Below are 14,974 nucleotides of genomic sequence, written 5' to 3' on the forward strand. Positions count from 1 at the left end.
AGGTTGGGTTCGTGGTGACCCCTCCCCCACCCCACCGCCGGCAGGGAAAGGCCCCCCCCCCCGCCCCCCCCCCCCCCCCCCCCCCGCACCGGGGTGGATCGGATCAGAGCTTGCCCCAGATCTGGTTGGCGGTGGCGGCGCAGTCCCAGAGCTGGAGGGCGGCGCCGTTGCTGCCGACCCAGTCCTTGATGTCCACGCACCGGCCGGACGAGACGTTCACCAGAGTTCGGGCGGAGGTGAGGGTGAACCGCTGCACCGGGTTGGCGTTGCAGTCGGCCAGCTGGACGCGGGTGCCGTTGGCCAGGGCGCCACCGGCCGGGTCCATGCACTTGCCCATCGCGCGCAGGGTGCCGTCGGACTGGAACGACCACTTCTGCGCGTCACTGCCGTTGCACTCCCACGTCTGCAGGAGCGCGCCGGCGTTGGCCACACCGCCCGGGATGTCGATGCAGCGGCCGCTGAAGTTCGACTGCAGCATCGTGGCGCCGGTGGCCGGCGGGTTGGTGGTCGGCGGGTTGGTCGTCGGGGGTACGCCGGGGTCGCAGTCGTTGGTGCTGACGACGTTGTCGGCGTGCGCGGTGCCCGCCGACCGGTAGCCGTTGATCGCCGCGGTGGCCTGCGCCGGGCTCAGCACCTGCTTCTTGGCGTGGTAGACGTAGTCGACCGACTGCAGCCAGGTGCTGGTGCCACCGGCGTGCCCGGCCAGGTCGATGAACCACTGGTTGAAGTCGATCGACATGTTCTGCCGCGGGTAGACCTTGCCCGAGTGGTCACCGACCAGCGCGCCGTCGATGTAGTACTTCACGTGTCCACCGGAGACGGTCGCCATCACGTCGTGCCAGCCGTTGATGCTGCGGGCCTGCTGGCTGTGCTGGTTGTCGGCGTACCAGGGGTCGGCGACGTACGTGTACCAGGAGGTCTGGTAGTTGATCGGGCCCGCCTCGCCCCACCCGCCGTTCGGCAGGTACTCGGAGAAGTCCAGCTCGGAGTAGGTCGGATCCATCGGCGCGGCCAGCGGGGAGATCGTGTAGAACGTCTGGTTCACGTGGTCGCCGTCGGAGCCGCTCGCCGGGGCGTCGGAGAACTTGATCCGGGCCAGGTAGGTGCCCTCGAAGAACCGCCGGTTGCTCTGCGAGAACTCGGCGTGCGACGTGCCGCCGGCGGTGCCGTCGGTGACCGCCTTGAGCTGGGCGACCTTCTGCCCGTCGACGGTGGGGAAGGAGACGTTGTCGGCGAGCCACCGGGCTCCGGCCACGCCGGGGCCGCCGGAGTTGCTCCGGATGCTCCAGCCGCGCTGGCCCAGCGCCGCGTCGGTGCGCGAGGCGTAGGTGAAGTCGTCGAAGAGCACGCCGCAGCCGGCCGCGGCACTGCTGCTCGGCGCGGCGGCGATGCCGATGCCGGTGAGGGCCGCGGCGGTCGCGGCGATGGTCGCACCGATGGCGACCTTGCGGGTTGACGTCAGACCCATGGGGGGTGGGCTCCTTCGGGTGAGAGGCACCGGCGGGCCTGATGGGGGTGCCCGCCGGGATACTGCGCGGCCGGTGACTTCCCACCGAACTGACCAGTGGTCAATCAATCGACCGCCCGAGTACCGTCGTCCATGCCAGTGGTCCACGTCAATACCTGCACGTGCCGGTTTCCTCATTGCACGTCGGTACCTACTCGACAGGACACGCACTGAACCGCGACACTGTGCGAGGCAGACCACTGGACAACTTCTGTGGGGGACGCGGTGCGGCGTGCTGAGGTACGGGACAGACTGCGCGAGCTGATCGACACCCGCGCCCCCGGCGACCCGATGCCCTCGGAGCGCTCCCTGTGCGAACACCTCGGCGTCTCGCGGCCGACCGTACGGGCCGCCATCGACGACCTGGCCCGTGACGGCCTGCTGGTCCGCCAGCACGGGCGGGGCACGTTCACCAGTCCACAGAAGATCTCCCAGGAGATCCCGGCGGCATCAGGCCTGCCCGTCCCGCCGGCCGACGGCGACTGGCTCAGCGAGGTGCTGGAATTCCGCACCGAGTCGGCGGGCGCCCGGCTCGGCCAGCGGTTGCACGTCTCCCCCGGCGACGACCTGCTCTATGTGAAGCGCCGGCGAATCGTCGACGGCGAGCCGATGGCCCTGGAAGAGATCAGGCTGCCCGCGGCGCTGGTCCCCGGCATCGCCGCCGACGACTTCGTCTCCGGATCGCTGTACCGGCTGCTGCGCGAGCGCCACCAGGTGGATCCGACGGATGCGGTGCAGACGATCGCGCCGACGGTCACCGACGCGGGCGAGGCCCGGCTGCTGGGGGTGCCGCTGTACTCACCGGCTCTGCTCTTCGAACGGACGACCCGCGACGGCGCAAGCCGGGTCATCGAGTTCACGCGCTCGATCTACCGCGGGGACCGCTACCAGATCACCAGCCACCTGAAGCTCGGACCGGACTCGGGCTGACAAAGCAGCGGCCTCCCCCGCATCGCGAGGGAGGCCGCAGTGGAATTTCGCCGCTCGGCGAGAGTCGTCAGCTCCGCAGCTGTGTCCAGTCGATGACGCCCGCACCGAGATCGCGGACCGAAGCCAGCAGGCCCAGGCGAGCCGCCCGCAACGCCGGCTCCTCCGCCATGACGAACACCTCGTCGAAGAAGGTGTTGATCTGCGCCACCAGGACGCCCGCGCCGCGGCGGAACGCGTCGAGGTCACCGGTGGGGTCGACGCGCACCTGCGACAGAGCCTCGTGCAGCCGCAGTTCCGCCGGCTCGACCAGCGCGGCCGGGTCGTAACCCGCCGGGTGCCCGGCCGGGACGATCCGGCTGCACCGGCCGATGGCCGCCGCCAACGCCTGGAACTCCTCGTCCCGCACCGCCGCGGTGAGCTGCGCCAGCGTCCGGTCCGCGAGACCCGGGCTGGTGGCGCGCACGGTCACCGCGCGAGCCAGGTCGGTCGGCACCCCCGCCTCGATCAGGGTCTGCTCGTACCGGCGGACGAAGAACTCCACGGCGTCGTCGATCACCTTCGGCTCGACCGGTACCGGCTGGCGCTCGGCCGCCAGAGCCAGCGCCGCCCGCAGGTCCACCCCGGCCAGCGCCGGCTGGGAGCGGAGCACCGCGAGCGCACCCAGCACAGCCCGCCGCACGGCGAACGGGTCGCTGGAACCGGTGGGCAGCCCCACCGTCGCGGCCAGGCCGGCGATCAGGTCGAGCCGGTCGGCGACAGCGAGGATGGCGCCGGGCAGCGACACCGGCAGGGTGTCCCCCGCGCTGCGGGGCCGCTCGGTCTCGGCGATCGCGACGGCCACCGCCTCGGACTCCCCGCCGTGCCGGGCGTAGTCCTCGGCCATGATCCCGGCCAGGCTGGTGAGCTCGGTGACCAGCTGCGAGCCCTGATCGAACTTGACCAGGCCGGCCGCCTGCGCCAGCGTCTTGCGGTCGTCGTCGCTCATCGTGAGCTGCTCGGCGAGCCGTACGCCGAGCGCGCCCACCCGGCGGGCCCGGTCGCCCATCGAGCCGAGCTCGTCGGTGAAGGTGAGCTTCTCGAGCCGGTCCCGCAGGTCGACGATCGCGACGTTGCGGTCCGCGCGGTAGAAGAACGCGGCGTCCTCGTACCGGGCGCGCAGGACAGCCTCGTTGCCGCTGCGCACCAGATCAACGTCGATCGAGCCGTTGGCGACCGCCACGAAGTACGGCAGCAGCTTGCCCTCGGCGCCTCGCACGGGCAGGTAGCGCTGGTGCTTGCGCATGACCGTCGTGAGCACCGCCTCGGGCAGCTCCAGGTAACGCTCCTCGAAGGAGCCCAGCAGGGGCGTCGGCTGCTCGACCAGATACGTGATCTGGTCGATGAGGCGCTCCTCGCCGGACACGTCCACCGTGCCGGCGACCGTGGCGGCCAGTCGCTCGGCTCCGTCGACGACGGTCCGGCGACGCGCGGCCGCATCGGCGACGATGCCCGCCGCCGCGAGCACGTCGAGGTACTCCTCCGCCGAGGCCACCGGGACGACGGGCGTCTCCGCGTTGCGGTGCACCCGGGTCTCGCGTCCGGCCGCGAGCGTCGAGGCGGTCATCGGCACCACGTCGTCGCCCCAGAGGGCGAGCAGCCAGCGGATCGGCCGGCTGAACGTCAGCGCCGGGTCGCTCCACCGCATGTTCTTGGCCGAGCGCAGCGTGCCCACCGCCCCAGCGGTCGCCTTCGCCAGCACCTCGAGCGCGGGGGAGCCGGTTTCGTGCCGGGTGACCGCCAGGTAGGTCACCCCGTCGATCTCAATGCGGTCCAGGGCCGCGACCTCGGTGCCTTGCGAGCGGGCGAAACCCTTGGCGGCGCCGGTCGGCTCGCCGGCGGCGTCGAACGCCGCGGCCAGCTTCGGGCCCTTGACCGTACGGGTGGAGTCCACCTCGCGAGCGGCGACGTCATCGACCACCACCACCAACCGGCGGGGGGTGGCCAGCACCGTCATCGCGCCGTGCGCCAGCCTGGAGGCGTCGAGCCGGGCCTGCAGCTCACGACCGAGCGCCGCCGCGGCAGCCGGCGCCTCCGCGGGCGGCAGCTCCTCACAGCCGACCTCGAGCACCAGCCGGCGCGGCGCGCTCTGCTCGGTCTGCACCGCCGGTGCCGGCCCGGCCGGTGTCGCGGCCGGGACCGTGCCCAGCGGATACTCCAGCTCGGCGCGGCGGCTCATCCACAGCTCGGCGATCCCGCGGGAGAGCCGCCGCATCCGGCCGAACTCGTTCGCCCGGTCCGCCGTGGACACCGCGCCACGAGCGTCGAGCACGTTGAACGCCTGCGAGCATTTCAGCAGGTAGGTGTGGGCCGGGATGGGCAGCCCGACGTCGAGCATCCGCTGCGCCTCGCCCAGGTAGAGCTCGAGCAGCGCGCGGTTGGTCTCCACGTCGGCGTCGTCGAGGTAGTACCGGGACATCTCGTACTCGGCCTGACCGATCATCTCGCCGTAGCGGATGCCCGGGGCGTACTCGATGTCCTTGAAATGGGTGGCCCCCTGCAGCGCCATGATGATGCGCTCGATGCCGTAGGTGATCTCGACCGCGGGCTGGTCGAGGTTGATGCCACCGGCCTGCTGGAAGTAGGTGAACTGGGTGATCTCCAGGCCGTCGAGCCAGACCTCCCAGCCGAGCCCCCACATGCCCAGTGCCGGAGAGGTCCAGTTGTCCTCGACGAAGCGCACGTCGTGCGCGGTGACGTCGATGCCGAGGGCACTCAGGCTGGCCAGGTAGAGCTCCTGCGCGTCCCGGGGCTCCGGCTTGAGCACGACCTGGAACTGGGTGTGCGTCTGCAGCCGGTTGGGATTGTCACCGTAGCGGGAGTCGTCCGGCCGGACCGAGGGCTCCACGTAGGCCACCCGCCAGGGCTCGGGGCCGAGCGACCGCAGGAAGGTCGCCCCGTTCCACGTGCCCGCGCCGACCTCGGTGTTCATCGGCTGGACGGTGAGGCAGCCCTGGCTCGCCCAGTACTCGGCCAGTCGCGCCAGTGCGTCTTGCATGGTCAACATCAACATACTCCAGTCCGATGGCAACAGTTAGCCAGCTTAGCGGCTTGGGAAGCCCGGAATCGTCCGGGTGCCGCCATCCCCGCTTAGGGCCGGGCCCGCACATTTGCCGGGTCACCGTCGGCCGCTTCTTTTGTGCGTGTCATCGGCGGGTACAGACGCACATATAGACGTGTCGCAATGGTCCGTTGCGCTCGCCGTGGAGTGTGCGGTAAAGTTCGCCGTCGACGGGGGTCATCGGAACGCTCCCGTCGGCAATACATGGGGGAAACTGATGAATACGTTTTACCACAACGGCCGGCAGCTTTCGCTCCGGCCACTCTCTTTGTCCGCGGCCGGATGACCGCCACGATGGGTCCTTCCCGTTTCCGTGCCCTCGGCTCCCGCGACATCGACACCATCTCCGACCGGTACGGCCTCGCGCCTGATCTGCGCGAAACGATTCGCAACATCTCGCTGGTCCTGCCGTTCCGGGTGAACGAATACGTCCTGTCCGAGTTGATCGACTGGCACCGCGTGCCCGACGATCCGATTTTCCGGCTCGTTTTCCCGCAGGCCGGAATGCTCACGCGCCACGATGAGCACCGCCTTGCCGCGGCCCGCGCCCGAGGTGCCGGCGGTGCGCTTCGGACGGTGGTCGACCACATACGCGAAAGTTTGAATCCGCACCCCGCCGGACAGCGCGAGTTGAATGTGCCGATCCAGGACGGCGGCGCCCTGGCCGGCATGCAGCACAAGTACCGAAGCACCGTTCTTTATTTTCCCGGCCAGGGCCAGAGCTGCCATTCCTATTGCACGTACTGCTTCCGTTGGGCCCAGTTCATCGGAGACGCCGACCTGCGCTTCGCCGCGCCCCACCCGGGCGAGCTCGTCGCCTATCTGCGCAGGCACCCGGAGGTCAGCGACGTCCTCATCACCGGCGGTGACCCGATGGTGATGTCCACCGAGCGACTGCGCAGCCACGTCGAGCCGTTGCTGGCGGTGGACAGCATCCGCACGATCCGGTTCGGCACCAAGGCGCCGGCCTATTGGCCGCAGCGTTTCGTGACCGACGCCGACGCCGACGACCTGCTCCGGCTGTTCGAGCAGATCACCGCGACGGGCCGGACGCTGGCCGTGATGGCGCACTTCAGCCACGACCGGGAGCTCGCCCCGCCGATCGCCCGGACCGCCATCGCGCGGATCCGGCAGACCGGCGCGCTCGTCTACTGCCAGGCCCCGCTCATCGCCAAGGTGAACGACTCCGCCACCGTCTGGGACCGGCTCTGGCGTGCCGAGCTGGCCGCCGGGGCGGTGCCCTATTACATGTTCGTCGAACGCGACACCGGCCCGCACGAATACTTCAAGGTGCCGCTGGCCCGGGCGGTCAAGATCTTCGCGGAGGCGTACCGCGGCCTGCCCGGCCTGGCCCGGACCGTCCGCGGACCGGTCATGTCGGCCACCCCGGGCAAGGTCGTCGTGGACGGTGTCACCGAGGCCGCCGGTGCACCGGTCCTGCAACTGCGCTTCCTGCAGGCGCGGGACCAGTCTCTGGTCGGCCGGCCGTTCCAGGCCCGGTACTCCGACACCGCGGCCTGGCTGGACGAGCTGGAGCTCACCGACTCGACCCCGGCGGACCTGCGGGCCGCGGTCGAGTCGGGCCGCGGGGTGCCGGTCACAGCCGCTTGAGACGGTCCAGCACGGCCGCACCCAGGACGTCCACCGTCCCCGCATCGAGCACGTCCGGCCGGTACACCAGGTCGAGCGTCGGGTGACCGGCCGGCTCCCGCAGGATCGCCTGCACATCGAAGCGGACATGCCGGCCCAGCGAACGGTGCGCAGGTGCCGCCGGGTCCGACACCCCGGCCGGCAACTCGGCGGCGATCCCCTCGTTGAACATGACCGAGGAGACGGGGAACCGGTCACGGCGGTCCGCGGACAGCCCGGCGATCCGCAGGTCGTCCAGGAAGTACGGCCGCAGCCGCGTAGCGTCCGCGAGCTGGGCGCTGACGTCCGCGAAGGCGGCGGCCCCGGTGCCGGGCAGCGGCTGCACGACGGCCAGCCGCGCGAACATGCCGACGGCGTCGACGAAGCGCGGCTCGTCGCGGCCGTGCACCGGCACGAGGATCAGTGGCGCCTCGATCCCGAGCACTTCGGTCACCGCGTCGGCCCACAGCGTGAGCAGCACCGTGGCCGGTGTGGCCCGGGCTCGGCGCGCCGCCTGCCGGAGCGACTCGGCGGCCTCCGGCGGCAGTGCGATCAGACGTGCCCGCCCCGGAGCCGACGTGGCGGGCAGCCTGCGCTCGGCCGCGACGTGCGTGGGAGCCCGGACTGCCGCGAACCGGTGGTCCCAGAAACGGAGGTTGTCGTGATACGGGTCGCTGTCACGCCACGCGCGCTCCCATGCGGCGTACTCCTCGTATCCGGCCCGGTCCGGACGGTCCGCTTCCGTACCCGTGGTCAATGCGGAGTGCAGCCAGGAGGCCAGCACGTCGGCGCTGCGCCCGTCGGCGACGAGGTGGTGCAGCACAACGGTCAGCTCGTCCGCCGCGGGGCTCAGGTGAGCCCGGATCAACGGTCCCGCGGACGGATCGGTCTCCTCGGCCAGCAGAGCGGTGAGCATGTCGTGATGCTGCGTCCGGCCGTCCGCGACGGTGAGCCGTACCGCGGCGGGCTCGTCCGGCAGCACCGGCTCGAGGCCACCGCCGGGCGTCTCGGCGAACCTGTACCGCAGCGCGTCGAAGGTGGCCAAGGCCTGCGCCAGCGCTGCTCGGACGGCTTGCGGCCCGGCGCCCCCGGCCGGGACCCGGACGCCGACGTTGCTGTTCGAACCGTGCGCCGGCATGCACGACCACCGGTAGCACCGCTGCGCCGCGGTGAGCTGGGTCAGGTGCGGATACGCCACCGGCGCGACGGGCTGAGCGGCGAGCGCCAGGGCCTGCGTCATGCCTCGTACGGTCGGACGGCGCAACAGATCGTCGAGCGTGAACCGGCCCGGGGTCAGCCGGGCCAGTTCCCGGGTCAGGGCCAGCAGCCGCATCGAGGTGCCGCCGGCGGCCATGAAGTCGGTGTCGTGGCTGGGCGCGGGCGACCCGAGCACAGTGGCCCAGGCCGCGGCCACCGCGGCCGCCGTGACCCCGGTCCCGCCCACGCGTGGCGTCCGGTCCGCCAGCACGGCGAGGAGCGCCTGCTTGTCGACCTTGCCGGCACCGTTCACGGGTAGTTCCGACACCGCGACCAGGCGGCCCGGGACGAGATGGCCGGGCACCTGGGCCTCGAGCCGGCTCCGGATCCGGCGTTCGAGGCCGGCCGGTTCGGCACCGGCCCGGGGCAGCACGAAGGCGACCAGTTCCGGCCCCTGGTCGAGGTGGTCGACGACGCCGACCGCCGCCTGCGACACCTCCGGCGTGCTCTCCAGCAGCCGTTCGACCTCGTCGAGCTCGACCCGGTGACCGGCGATCTTGGTCTGGTTGTCCTCCCGGCCGAGGATGAACAACGTCCCGTCGGCGCCCAGATAGCCGAGGTCGCCGGTGCGGTAACACCGTTCCCCGTCCACCCGGGGGAAGCGATCGGCGGTCAGCTCGGGACGGTTGCGGTAGCCGAGGGCAAGCTGCTCGCCGAAGATGCACACCTCTCCGACGTCACCCGGCGGCACCGGCCGCAGCTGCGGGCCGAGGATGCGTACGGCGGATCCCGGCAGCACGGTGCCGACGCCGAGCAGGCCCGGCGGCAGCTCGTCAGGTACGACGCCCACGGTGACCCAGATCGTCGCCTCGGTCGGACCGTAGAGGTTGAGCAGCCGCGCCCGCGAGCAGGAACGCAGGGCGCCGACGAGCGCGGGTCTGAGCGGCTCACCCCCGCTCATGACCACCCGGGCGCCGGCCAGCAGCGCACGACCGGCCGTGGTCGCCGCCATCATCCGCAGCTTCGTCGGCGTGCCCTGCACGTGCGACACCGTCGCGCCGGGCCGGACCCCGCTCAGGTGGCCACCGGCGCCCAGGGTGCGGACCCGGGCCCCGCACATGAGCGGGAGCAGGAGCTCGAGCAGGGACGGGTCGAAGGAGATGCTGGTGGCGGCGAGCCAGGTGTCACCGGGGCCGGTGCCGAGGACCGCCCGCATCGCCAGCAGGAACGCATCGAGGCTGCGGTGGCTGACCGTGACGCCCTTGGGCTGACCCGTCGACCCGGAGGTGTACATCAGGTAGGCGGGACCGGTGGGCCTGACCGGGGCGACCGCCGGCTCAGCCACCACCGCGGCGGTGAGCCGGCCGATGCCGAGCCGCCGGGCGCCCGCCCACTCGCCGGTGGTGTCGCCGGCCTCGACGACGGCGGCGGCGCCACCGTCGGCCGCCATGTAGGCGAGCCGGGGTTCCGGGTACTCCGGGTCCAGCGGCAGGTACACGCAGCCCGCCTGCCAGATGCCGAGGACCGCGGCCACCAGGTGACGGGAATGGGCGAGCCGGACGCCCACGACCTCGCCCGGGCGCAGACCGGCGGCCCGCAGGTGCTGACCGACCCGCGTCGCCAGCTCGGTGAGGTCGCCATAGCTGAGGTCGCCGTCCCGGTCGCTCACGGCGATCGTGGCCGGATCACGGACGGCCCGGTCGAACAGGGCGCTGAGGGTGCGGGACACGGATGTCATTCCTCCGGCTACTTCGGTGGGTGCGGACGGGACGCCCAGGCGATCGGTGCGGTCGTCCGCCGTCCGGCTTCCGCGCGGAACTGCCTGATCGCCGCCTCGAGCGCGCTCAGCACGTCGGCCACGGCCTCCGGCCCGAGCTCGACCGAGGTCGGATAGAGCAGGAACGCGGGCAGCCCGGCGGGATGACGATGGTCGGTATAGCTGGCGACGTAGCCGATGAACGGCACGGCGTTGGCGTTGCAGTAGTCGCTGTGCATCAGCCATTCGCGGAACTCCGCGGCCCTGCGCGCGTACCGTTCGCGACGCGCCTCGTCGGCGTGCTCCACATCCTTCAGCCGTTCGCCGGTGCCCTCGAGGTCGAGATGGACGACCACCTCGAAACCGAGGGTGTCCTGGTTGAGCACCTCGAACGTGGTGCCGCACAGCTCCCGGATGGCCTCGCGCAGGCGCTCCACCGAGATGAGCAGATGCAGCAGGTACCACCGCAGCCCGCGCGTGCCCAGACGGTGCAGCACCTGGTAGGCCGACACGATGCCGGTGCAGCTGCGGGAATTCTCGAAGGTGCGGTCGAAGTTCGAGATGTCGCCGTAATGCGTCTCCGGCGCCGTCGAGTCGCCGGGCAGCCGGTCCAGATCCATCAGCGCCTGGCCGTCGCGGGCGACGTAACAGCTCGACGAGTACGGGCTGAGCCCGGTCTTGTGGAAGTCCGCGCCGAAGGAATCCGCCGCGCGGACCTCGTGGATCGCCGCGACGGCCGACGCCAGCTGGGCCCGGACCGCCCACGGGACGCGGTGATCGGTCAGCTCCGGCGAGTCCTGATCGAAGGTCAGCCAGGCCCAGCTGATCACCGAGTCGAGATGGATGTGCGGCACGTAGTCCAGGCCGTACCGGGCGCTCAGGCGCCGCACGACGTCACGGGCGGCGACAACGGGGTCGACCCGCAGGTTCATCGTGCCGCCGCCGCTGAGCACGACGCAGGCGATGCGGTCGCCGCGGTCCATCGCCTCGCGGAAGGCGTCCTCCAGGGCGTCGATCCGGATCGCTCCGGAGGAGTCGACCGGCACCCGCTTGCACGCGTCATGCCCCAGGCCGAGGTAGTTGCAGACACTCTCCACCGAGAAGTGGGAGTTCGCCGAGGTCAGCACCGTGTATCCGCCGCGCAGGCCGGTTCTGGGCGCCTGCGGGTCGCAGCGGTTGAGTCCCGACTTCACGGCGTACATGAGGGTCGCCTTGCCGCCGAAGGTGAAGAGCCCACCGGCCTGCTCGGGCCAGCCGGCGAGCCGGCCGAGATACGCGATGACGCGCCGCTCCAGCAGCAGGAACTTGCCGGAGGTGGTGTCCCAGAGGGCGTTGGGATTGTGCAGGGCGGTCACCGCGGTCAGCGCCACGGTGTCGAGCAGCGGTGACGGGGTGATGTTGAACAGGGCATGGGGATGGTGCCAACGGATCGCGCCCTCGAAGGCCTCCAGGCTCCGTCCGGCCGCCTGCTCGAAGCTCTGCGGCACGTCGGGGAACGGGACCCGGTCGAGCTCCTCGGCGTAGTCGAACCGGCCGCCGATGGCGCGCCGGCCGGGCCGGGAGTGGCCCGCGGTGGCCAGCCGGTCGCCCAGCCACCGGATCCGGTCCACCAGATCCGGGAAGTTCGACTCGTCGGGCCGCAACGTGTTGCCGGCGAGGAACTCCCCCATCGCCGCCGCGTTCCACTCGCCGCTGAAGTCGGCATCGCCGGTCATCGTGTCGTCCCTTCCGGCCGGAGGAGCCCGGCGAGCGTTTCCCCGGGCCCCGCGGCGAACCGCTGCAGCATCTCCACGTGGCGGTCGAGCAGCGCCCGCACCGCATGGCGCTGCCACCGCGCCCGCCGGTACACCGCGACCAGCCGGCCGGGCTCGTCCGTCGTGTGCGCGAACAGTGAGAGGTCGAACTTCGCCATCATCGGCAGGCCGGACAGCTCCACCGGCCGCACCGTGACCCGCGGGATCCGGATACCGGCGCCGACCCGCTCATGGCCGCCGGGCATCGCGAAGGTGACATCGGTGACCGGATGTGGCCCGGCGCCGGCGAGTCCCAGCCGCCCCAGCACGTCCAGGAACGGCGCCTCCTGGTGGCGCAGCCCGGCCAGGCCCAGCTCGTTCGTGGCGCGGACGTACTCGCCGACGGTCGCCGACGGCGTCACCGCGACGCGGTAGACGAGCATGTTGGCGAACAGGCCGACCGTGGCGACGAGCTTGTCGTGGTGCCGCAACGCCGACGGGCTGCCGATGACGACGTCGTCCCCGGCGATCGTCCCGCCGGCCAGCACCGCGGCGTACGCGGCCAGGTGGAACGCGAACTCGCCCACGCCGAGTTCAGCGGCCCGGGCCCGGACGGCCCGGCGCAGCCCGGCCGGCAACTGCCGGTGCACGACCGCGCCGTCGTACTCCCCCGCGTCCGGTTCTCCCGGTGCGGTGAGCAACGGCACGGTCGCCCCGACGCCGGCCAGCGTCCGTTCCCAGTACCCGAGCTCCTGCTGCGCCGGGGGCGTGCCCAGCCATTCGTGCTGCCAGCGCGCGTAGTCCGCGTACGAGGCGTCCTCGGCCTCGGGCGGTTCCGGGCTCCGGCCGGTCAACTCCTGGTAGGCGCCGCTGAGCGTCCTGTTCAGCAAACGGCCGGACCAGGCGTCGTTGGTGACGTGGTGGGTCGCCAGCGCCAGCAGGTGGTCGCCCGGGCCGTACCGGATCAGCCGCAGGCGCAGGGTCTCGGCCGCCGCGAGGTCGAAAGGCTCGACGTAGGCGGCGCGGACCAGGTCGCGCGTGCGGACCTCGGCGTCGGTGGCCGTCAGGCCGGAAAGGTCGTGCAGTGTGGCGTCGACGTCCCCCTTCTCCATGACCTCCTGGCGGGCGACACCCGACCGGCGGCTCAGCCGGGTCCGGAAGACCGGGAACAGCTCGGCCAGCCGGTGCCCGGCCTCCAGCAACGCGTCCGGCTCGAGCTCACCCGTCAGCCGTACCGTCCAGAGGTCGTGGTAGGTGTGCCGGTGCGCGCCGAGTTGTTCATCGATGCGGAAGAACAGCTCCTGCTGACGGGCCATCGGAGCGACCGGGTCGGGGTCGCGCCCGATCTCCGGCCGCGGGGACCGTGCCCGCTCGGCCCGCGGACCGGACACCATCTCCGTCAGTTCTGCCACCGTGCTGCCAAGCACGGTCGCCGGGGAGATCTCGATCTGCCACGTCCGGCGCAGGTCGACGACGAGACGCATCGCGGCGAGGGAGTCCAGGCCCAGGCTGACCAGGTGGTCACCGGGCCGGAACGCGACGCCCGGGAGCATGCGCGCCAGCAGATCCGTCAGTTCGCCCCCGGCGACGGACGCCGGCCGCGACAGCAGGTCGGCGACGGCCGGCCGGTCCACCTTGCCGCTCGGCAGCACCGGAAGCGACGTCACCCGGCGCAGCACGGCCGGGATCATGTGGGCGGGAAGCTCAGTCGACAGCGCTGTGCGCATCTCGTCGGGAGCTGTCGCCCGGTCCGCGGTGAACGCGCAGGCGAGGATCGTCCCGTACGGCCCGGCCGGGGCCGTCACCACCGCGGCCGTGACGCCGGGTTGACGGCGTAACACGGTCTCGACCTCCTGCAGGTCCACCCGTTTGCCGGCGATCTGCACCTGCCAGTCCTCGCGACCGGTGAACGTCAGCGCCCCGTCGTCCGCCACGGCCACCAGGTCGCCCGTGCGGTACACCAGCCGGCCGGTGCCGTGCTCGTCCGGCAGCCGCCGGAACCGCTGCCGGGTCAGCTCACGATCGAGGTAGCCCAGCGCGAGCTGGGCACCGCCGAGGCACAACTCACCGCGCCGGCCGGGCAGCGCCGCGACGAGCCGGTCGCCGGCCAGCAGCCAGGCATGCGAGCCGGTGATCGGCGTGCCCACCGAGACCTGATCCCCGTGCAGGTCGCCACGGTGTCCGCGGGCATCGAAGCAGAGCACTGACGGGGCTTCGGTCAGGCCGTACCGGTTGAGGACGACGACGTGCTCGTCGAGAGCGGCCAGCGTACGGCCGAGCAGGTCCGCGCCGAAGGCCTCACCCGTCACGTCCAGCAGCCGCAGCGCGGGCAGCTGCCGGCCGAGATCCGGGAAGGCACGCACGAGGACGTCCAGGTGCGAGGGCACGATGGACAGCCGCGTCACGCCTTCCTCGCGGAGCCGGCGCACGAACACGTCGGCGTCGCTCACCTCCGGCTCGGGCAGAACCACCAGTTCCCGGCCCGTGGACAGCGGATGCAGGATGTCCCAGACGGAGTCCACGAAGGTGGGTGCCGTCTTGAGGACGAAGGTGTCGCCGGCCGAGAGCGGGAAGTGCTCGTTCATCCAGTCGAGCCGGGCGAGGATTCCCTCGTGCCCGCCCAGCACGCCCTTCGGCCGGCCGGTCGAGCCGGAGGTGAACAGCAGGTACGCGGCATCCCGAGGGTCATCGCCGGCCGGCAGCTCCGCGGCGGGCGCCGGCGCACCGATGCGCACGCCGACTGCCGGTGTCGTCCGCGTGTCCAGCCAGGGCACGGCGTCAGGGCCGCACAGGATCACGTCCGGCTCGGCGCCCGCGAGCATCGCCTGTGCGCGCTTCTCCGGCTCGGCGGGGTCGATCGGGCAATAGGTCGCCCCGAGGCGCAGGACGGCGACCACACCGACCACGAACTCGGCCGATCTGCCCATCACCACGGCCACGGTCCGCACCGGCGTGGCCGGGCCCGCGGCCGCGGCGATGGCGGCCGCGACCCGTCGTGACTCGAGCTCCAGCTCCCGGTAGGTCAGCCGGACCTCGCCGGCGCGGACCGCCGGCGCGTCCGCGGCCGCGTGGAACCGCTGTGTGATGAGGTCGTCGATGCGCTTGACCATGCTTTCCCCCAGGCA

The 14,974-nt window shown here is 71.9% G+C and carries 7 protein-coding genes; 2 read left to right on the top strand and 5 right to left on the bottom strand.

The window, feature by feature from the left end; translation table 11 throughout:
- Nucleotides 1-103: 103 nt before the first annotated feature.
- Nucleotides 104-1,468, bottom strand: coding sequence for a ricin-type beta-trefoil lectin domain protein (locus tag ACZ6S4_RS15270; protein ID WP_465475524.1), 1,365 nt, complete (start codon nt 1,466-1,468; stop codon nt 104-106).
- Between the two features lie 264 nt (nt 1,469-1,732).
- Here ACZ6S4_RS15270 and ACZ6S4_RS15275 point away from each other — a divergent pair, with 264 nt between their 5' ends.
- On the top strand, nt 1,733-2,437 hold the full coding sequence (locus tag ACZ6S4_RS15275) for a GntR family transcriptional regulator (RefSeq protein WP_465475525.1): 705 nt from the start codon (nt 1,733-1,735) through the stop codon (nt 2,435-2,437).
- A gap of 67 nt (nt 2,438-2,504) precedes the next feature.
- On the opposite strand, the gene ACZ6S4_RS15280 is transcribed toward ACZ6S4_RS15275, so the two are convergent.
- Nucleotides 2,505-5,486, bottom strand: coding sequence for a glycine--tRNA ligase (locus tag ACZ6S4_RS15280; protein ID WP_465475526.1), 2,982 nt, complete (start codon nt 5,484-5,486; stop codon nt 2,505-2,507).
- A gap of 330 nt (nt 5,487-5,816) precedes the next feature.
- Here ACZ6S4_RS15280 and ACZ6S4_RS15285 point away from each other — a divergent pair, with 330 nt between their 5' ends.
- Nucleotides 5,817-7,145 (top strand): KamA family radical SAM protein, encoded by a 1,329-nt coding sequence (locus ACZ6S4_RS15285; protein ID WP_465475747.1) that lies wholly within the window; start codon nt 5,817-5,819, stop codon nt 7,143-7,145.
- On the opposite strand, the gene ACZ6S4_RS15290 is transcribed toward ACZ6S4_RS15285, so the two are convergent.
- The 3 genes from ACZ6S4_RS15290 to ACZ6S4_RS15300 are packed head-to-tail and all read right to left on the bottom strand — an operon-like array spanning nt 7,132 to nt 14,959.
- Nucleotides 7,132-10,089: an amino acid adenylation domain-containing protein gene (locus ACZ6S4_RS15290; protein WP_465475527.1), complete on the bottom strand. Its 2,958-nt coding sequence runs from the start codon at nt 10,087-10,089 to the stop codon at nt 7,132-7,134. The genes ACZ6S4_RS15285 and ACZ6S4_RS15290 overlap by 14 nt on opposite strands.
- A 17-nt stretch (nt 10,090-10,106) precedes the next feature.
- Nucleotides 10,107-11,831 (bottom strand): pyridoxal phosphate-dependent decarboxylase family protein, encoded by a 1,725-nt coding sequence (locus ACZ6S4_RS15295; RefSeq protein WP_465475528.1) that lies wholly within the window; start codon nt 11,829-11,831, stop codon nt 10,107-10,109.
- Nucleotides 11,828-14,959 carry an amino acid adenylation domain-containing protein gene (locus ACZ6S4_RS15300; protein WP_465475529.1) on the bottom strand — a complete coding sequence of 1,044 codons (3,132 nt, stop codon included), beginning with the start codon at nt 14,957-14,959 and terminating at the stop codon, nt 11,828-11,830. Before ACZ6S4_RS15300 ends, ACZ6S4_RS15295 begins: the two co-directional genes overlap by 4 nt.
- Between the last annotated feature and the right edge of the window lie 15 nt (nt 14,960-14,974).

The sequence above is a fragment of the Actinoplanes sp. NPDC051405 genome (assembly GCF_055586185.1).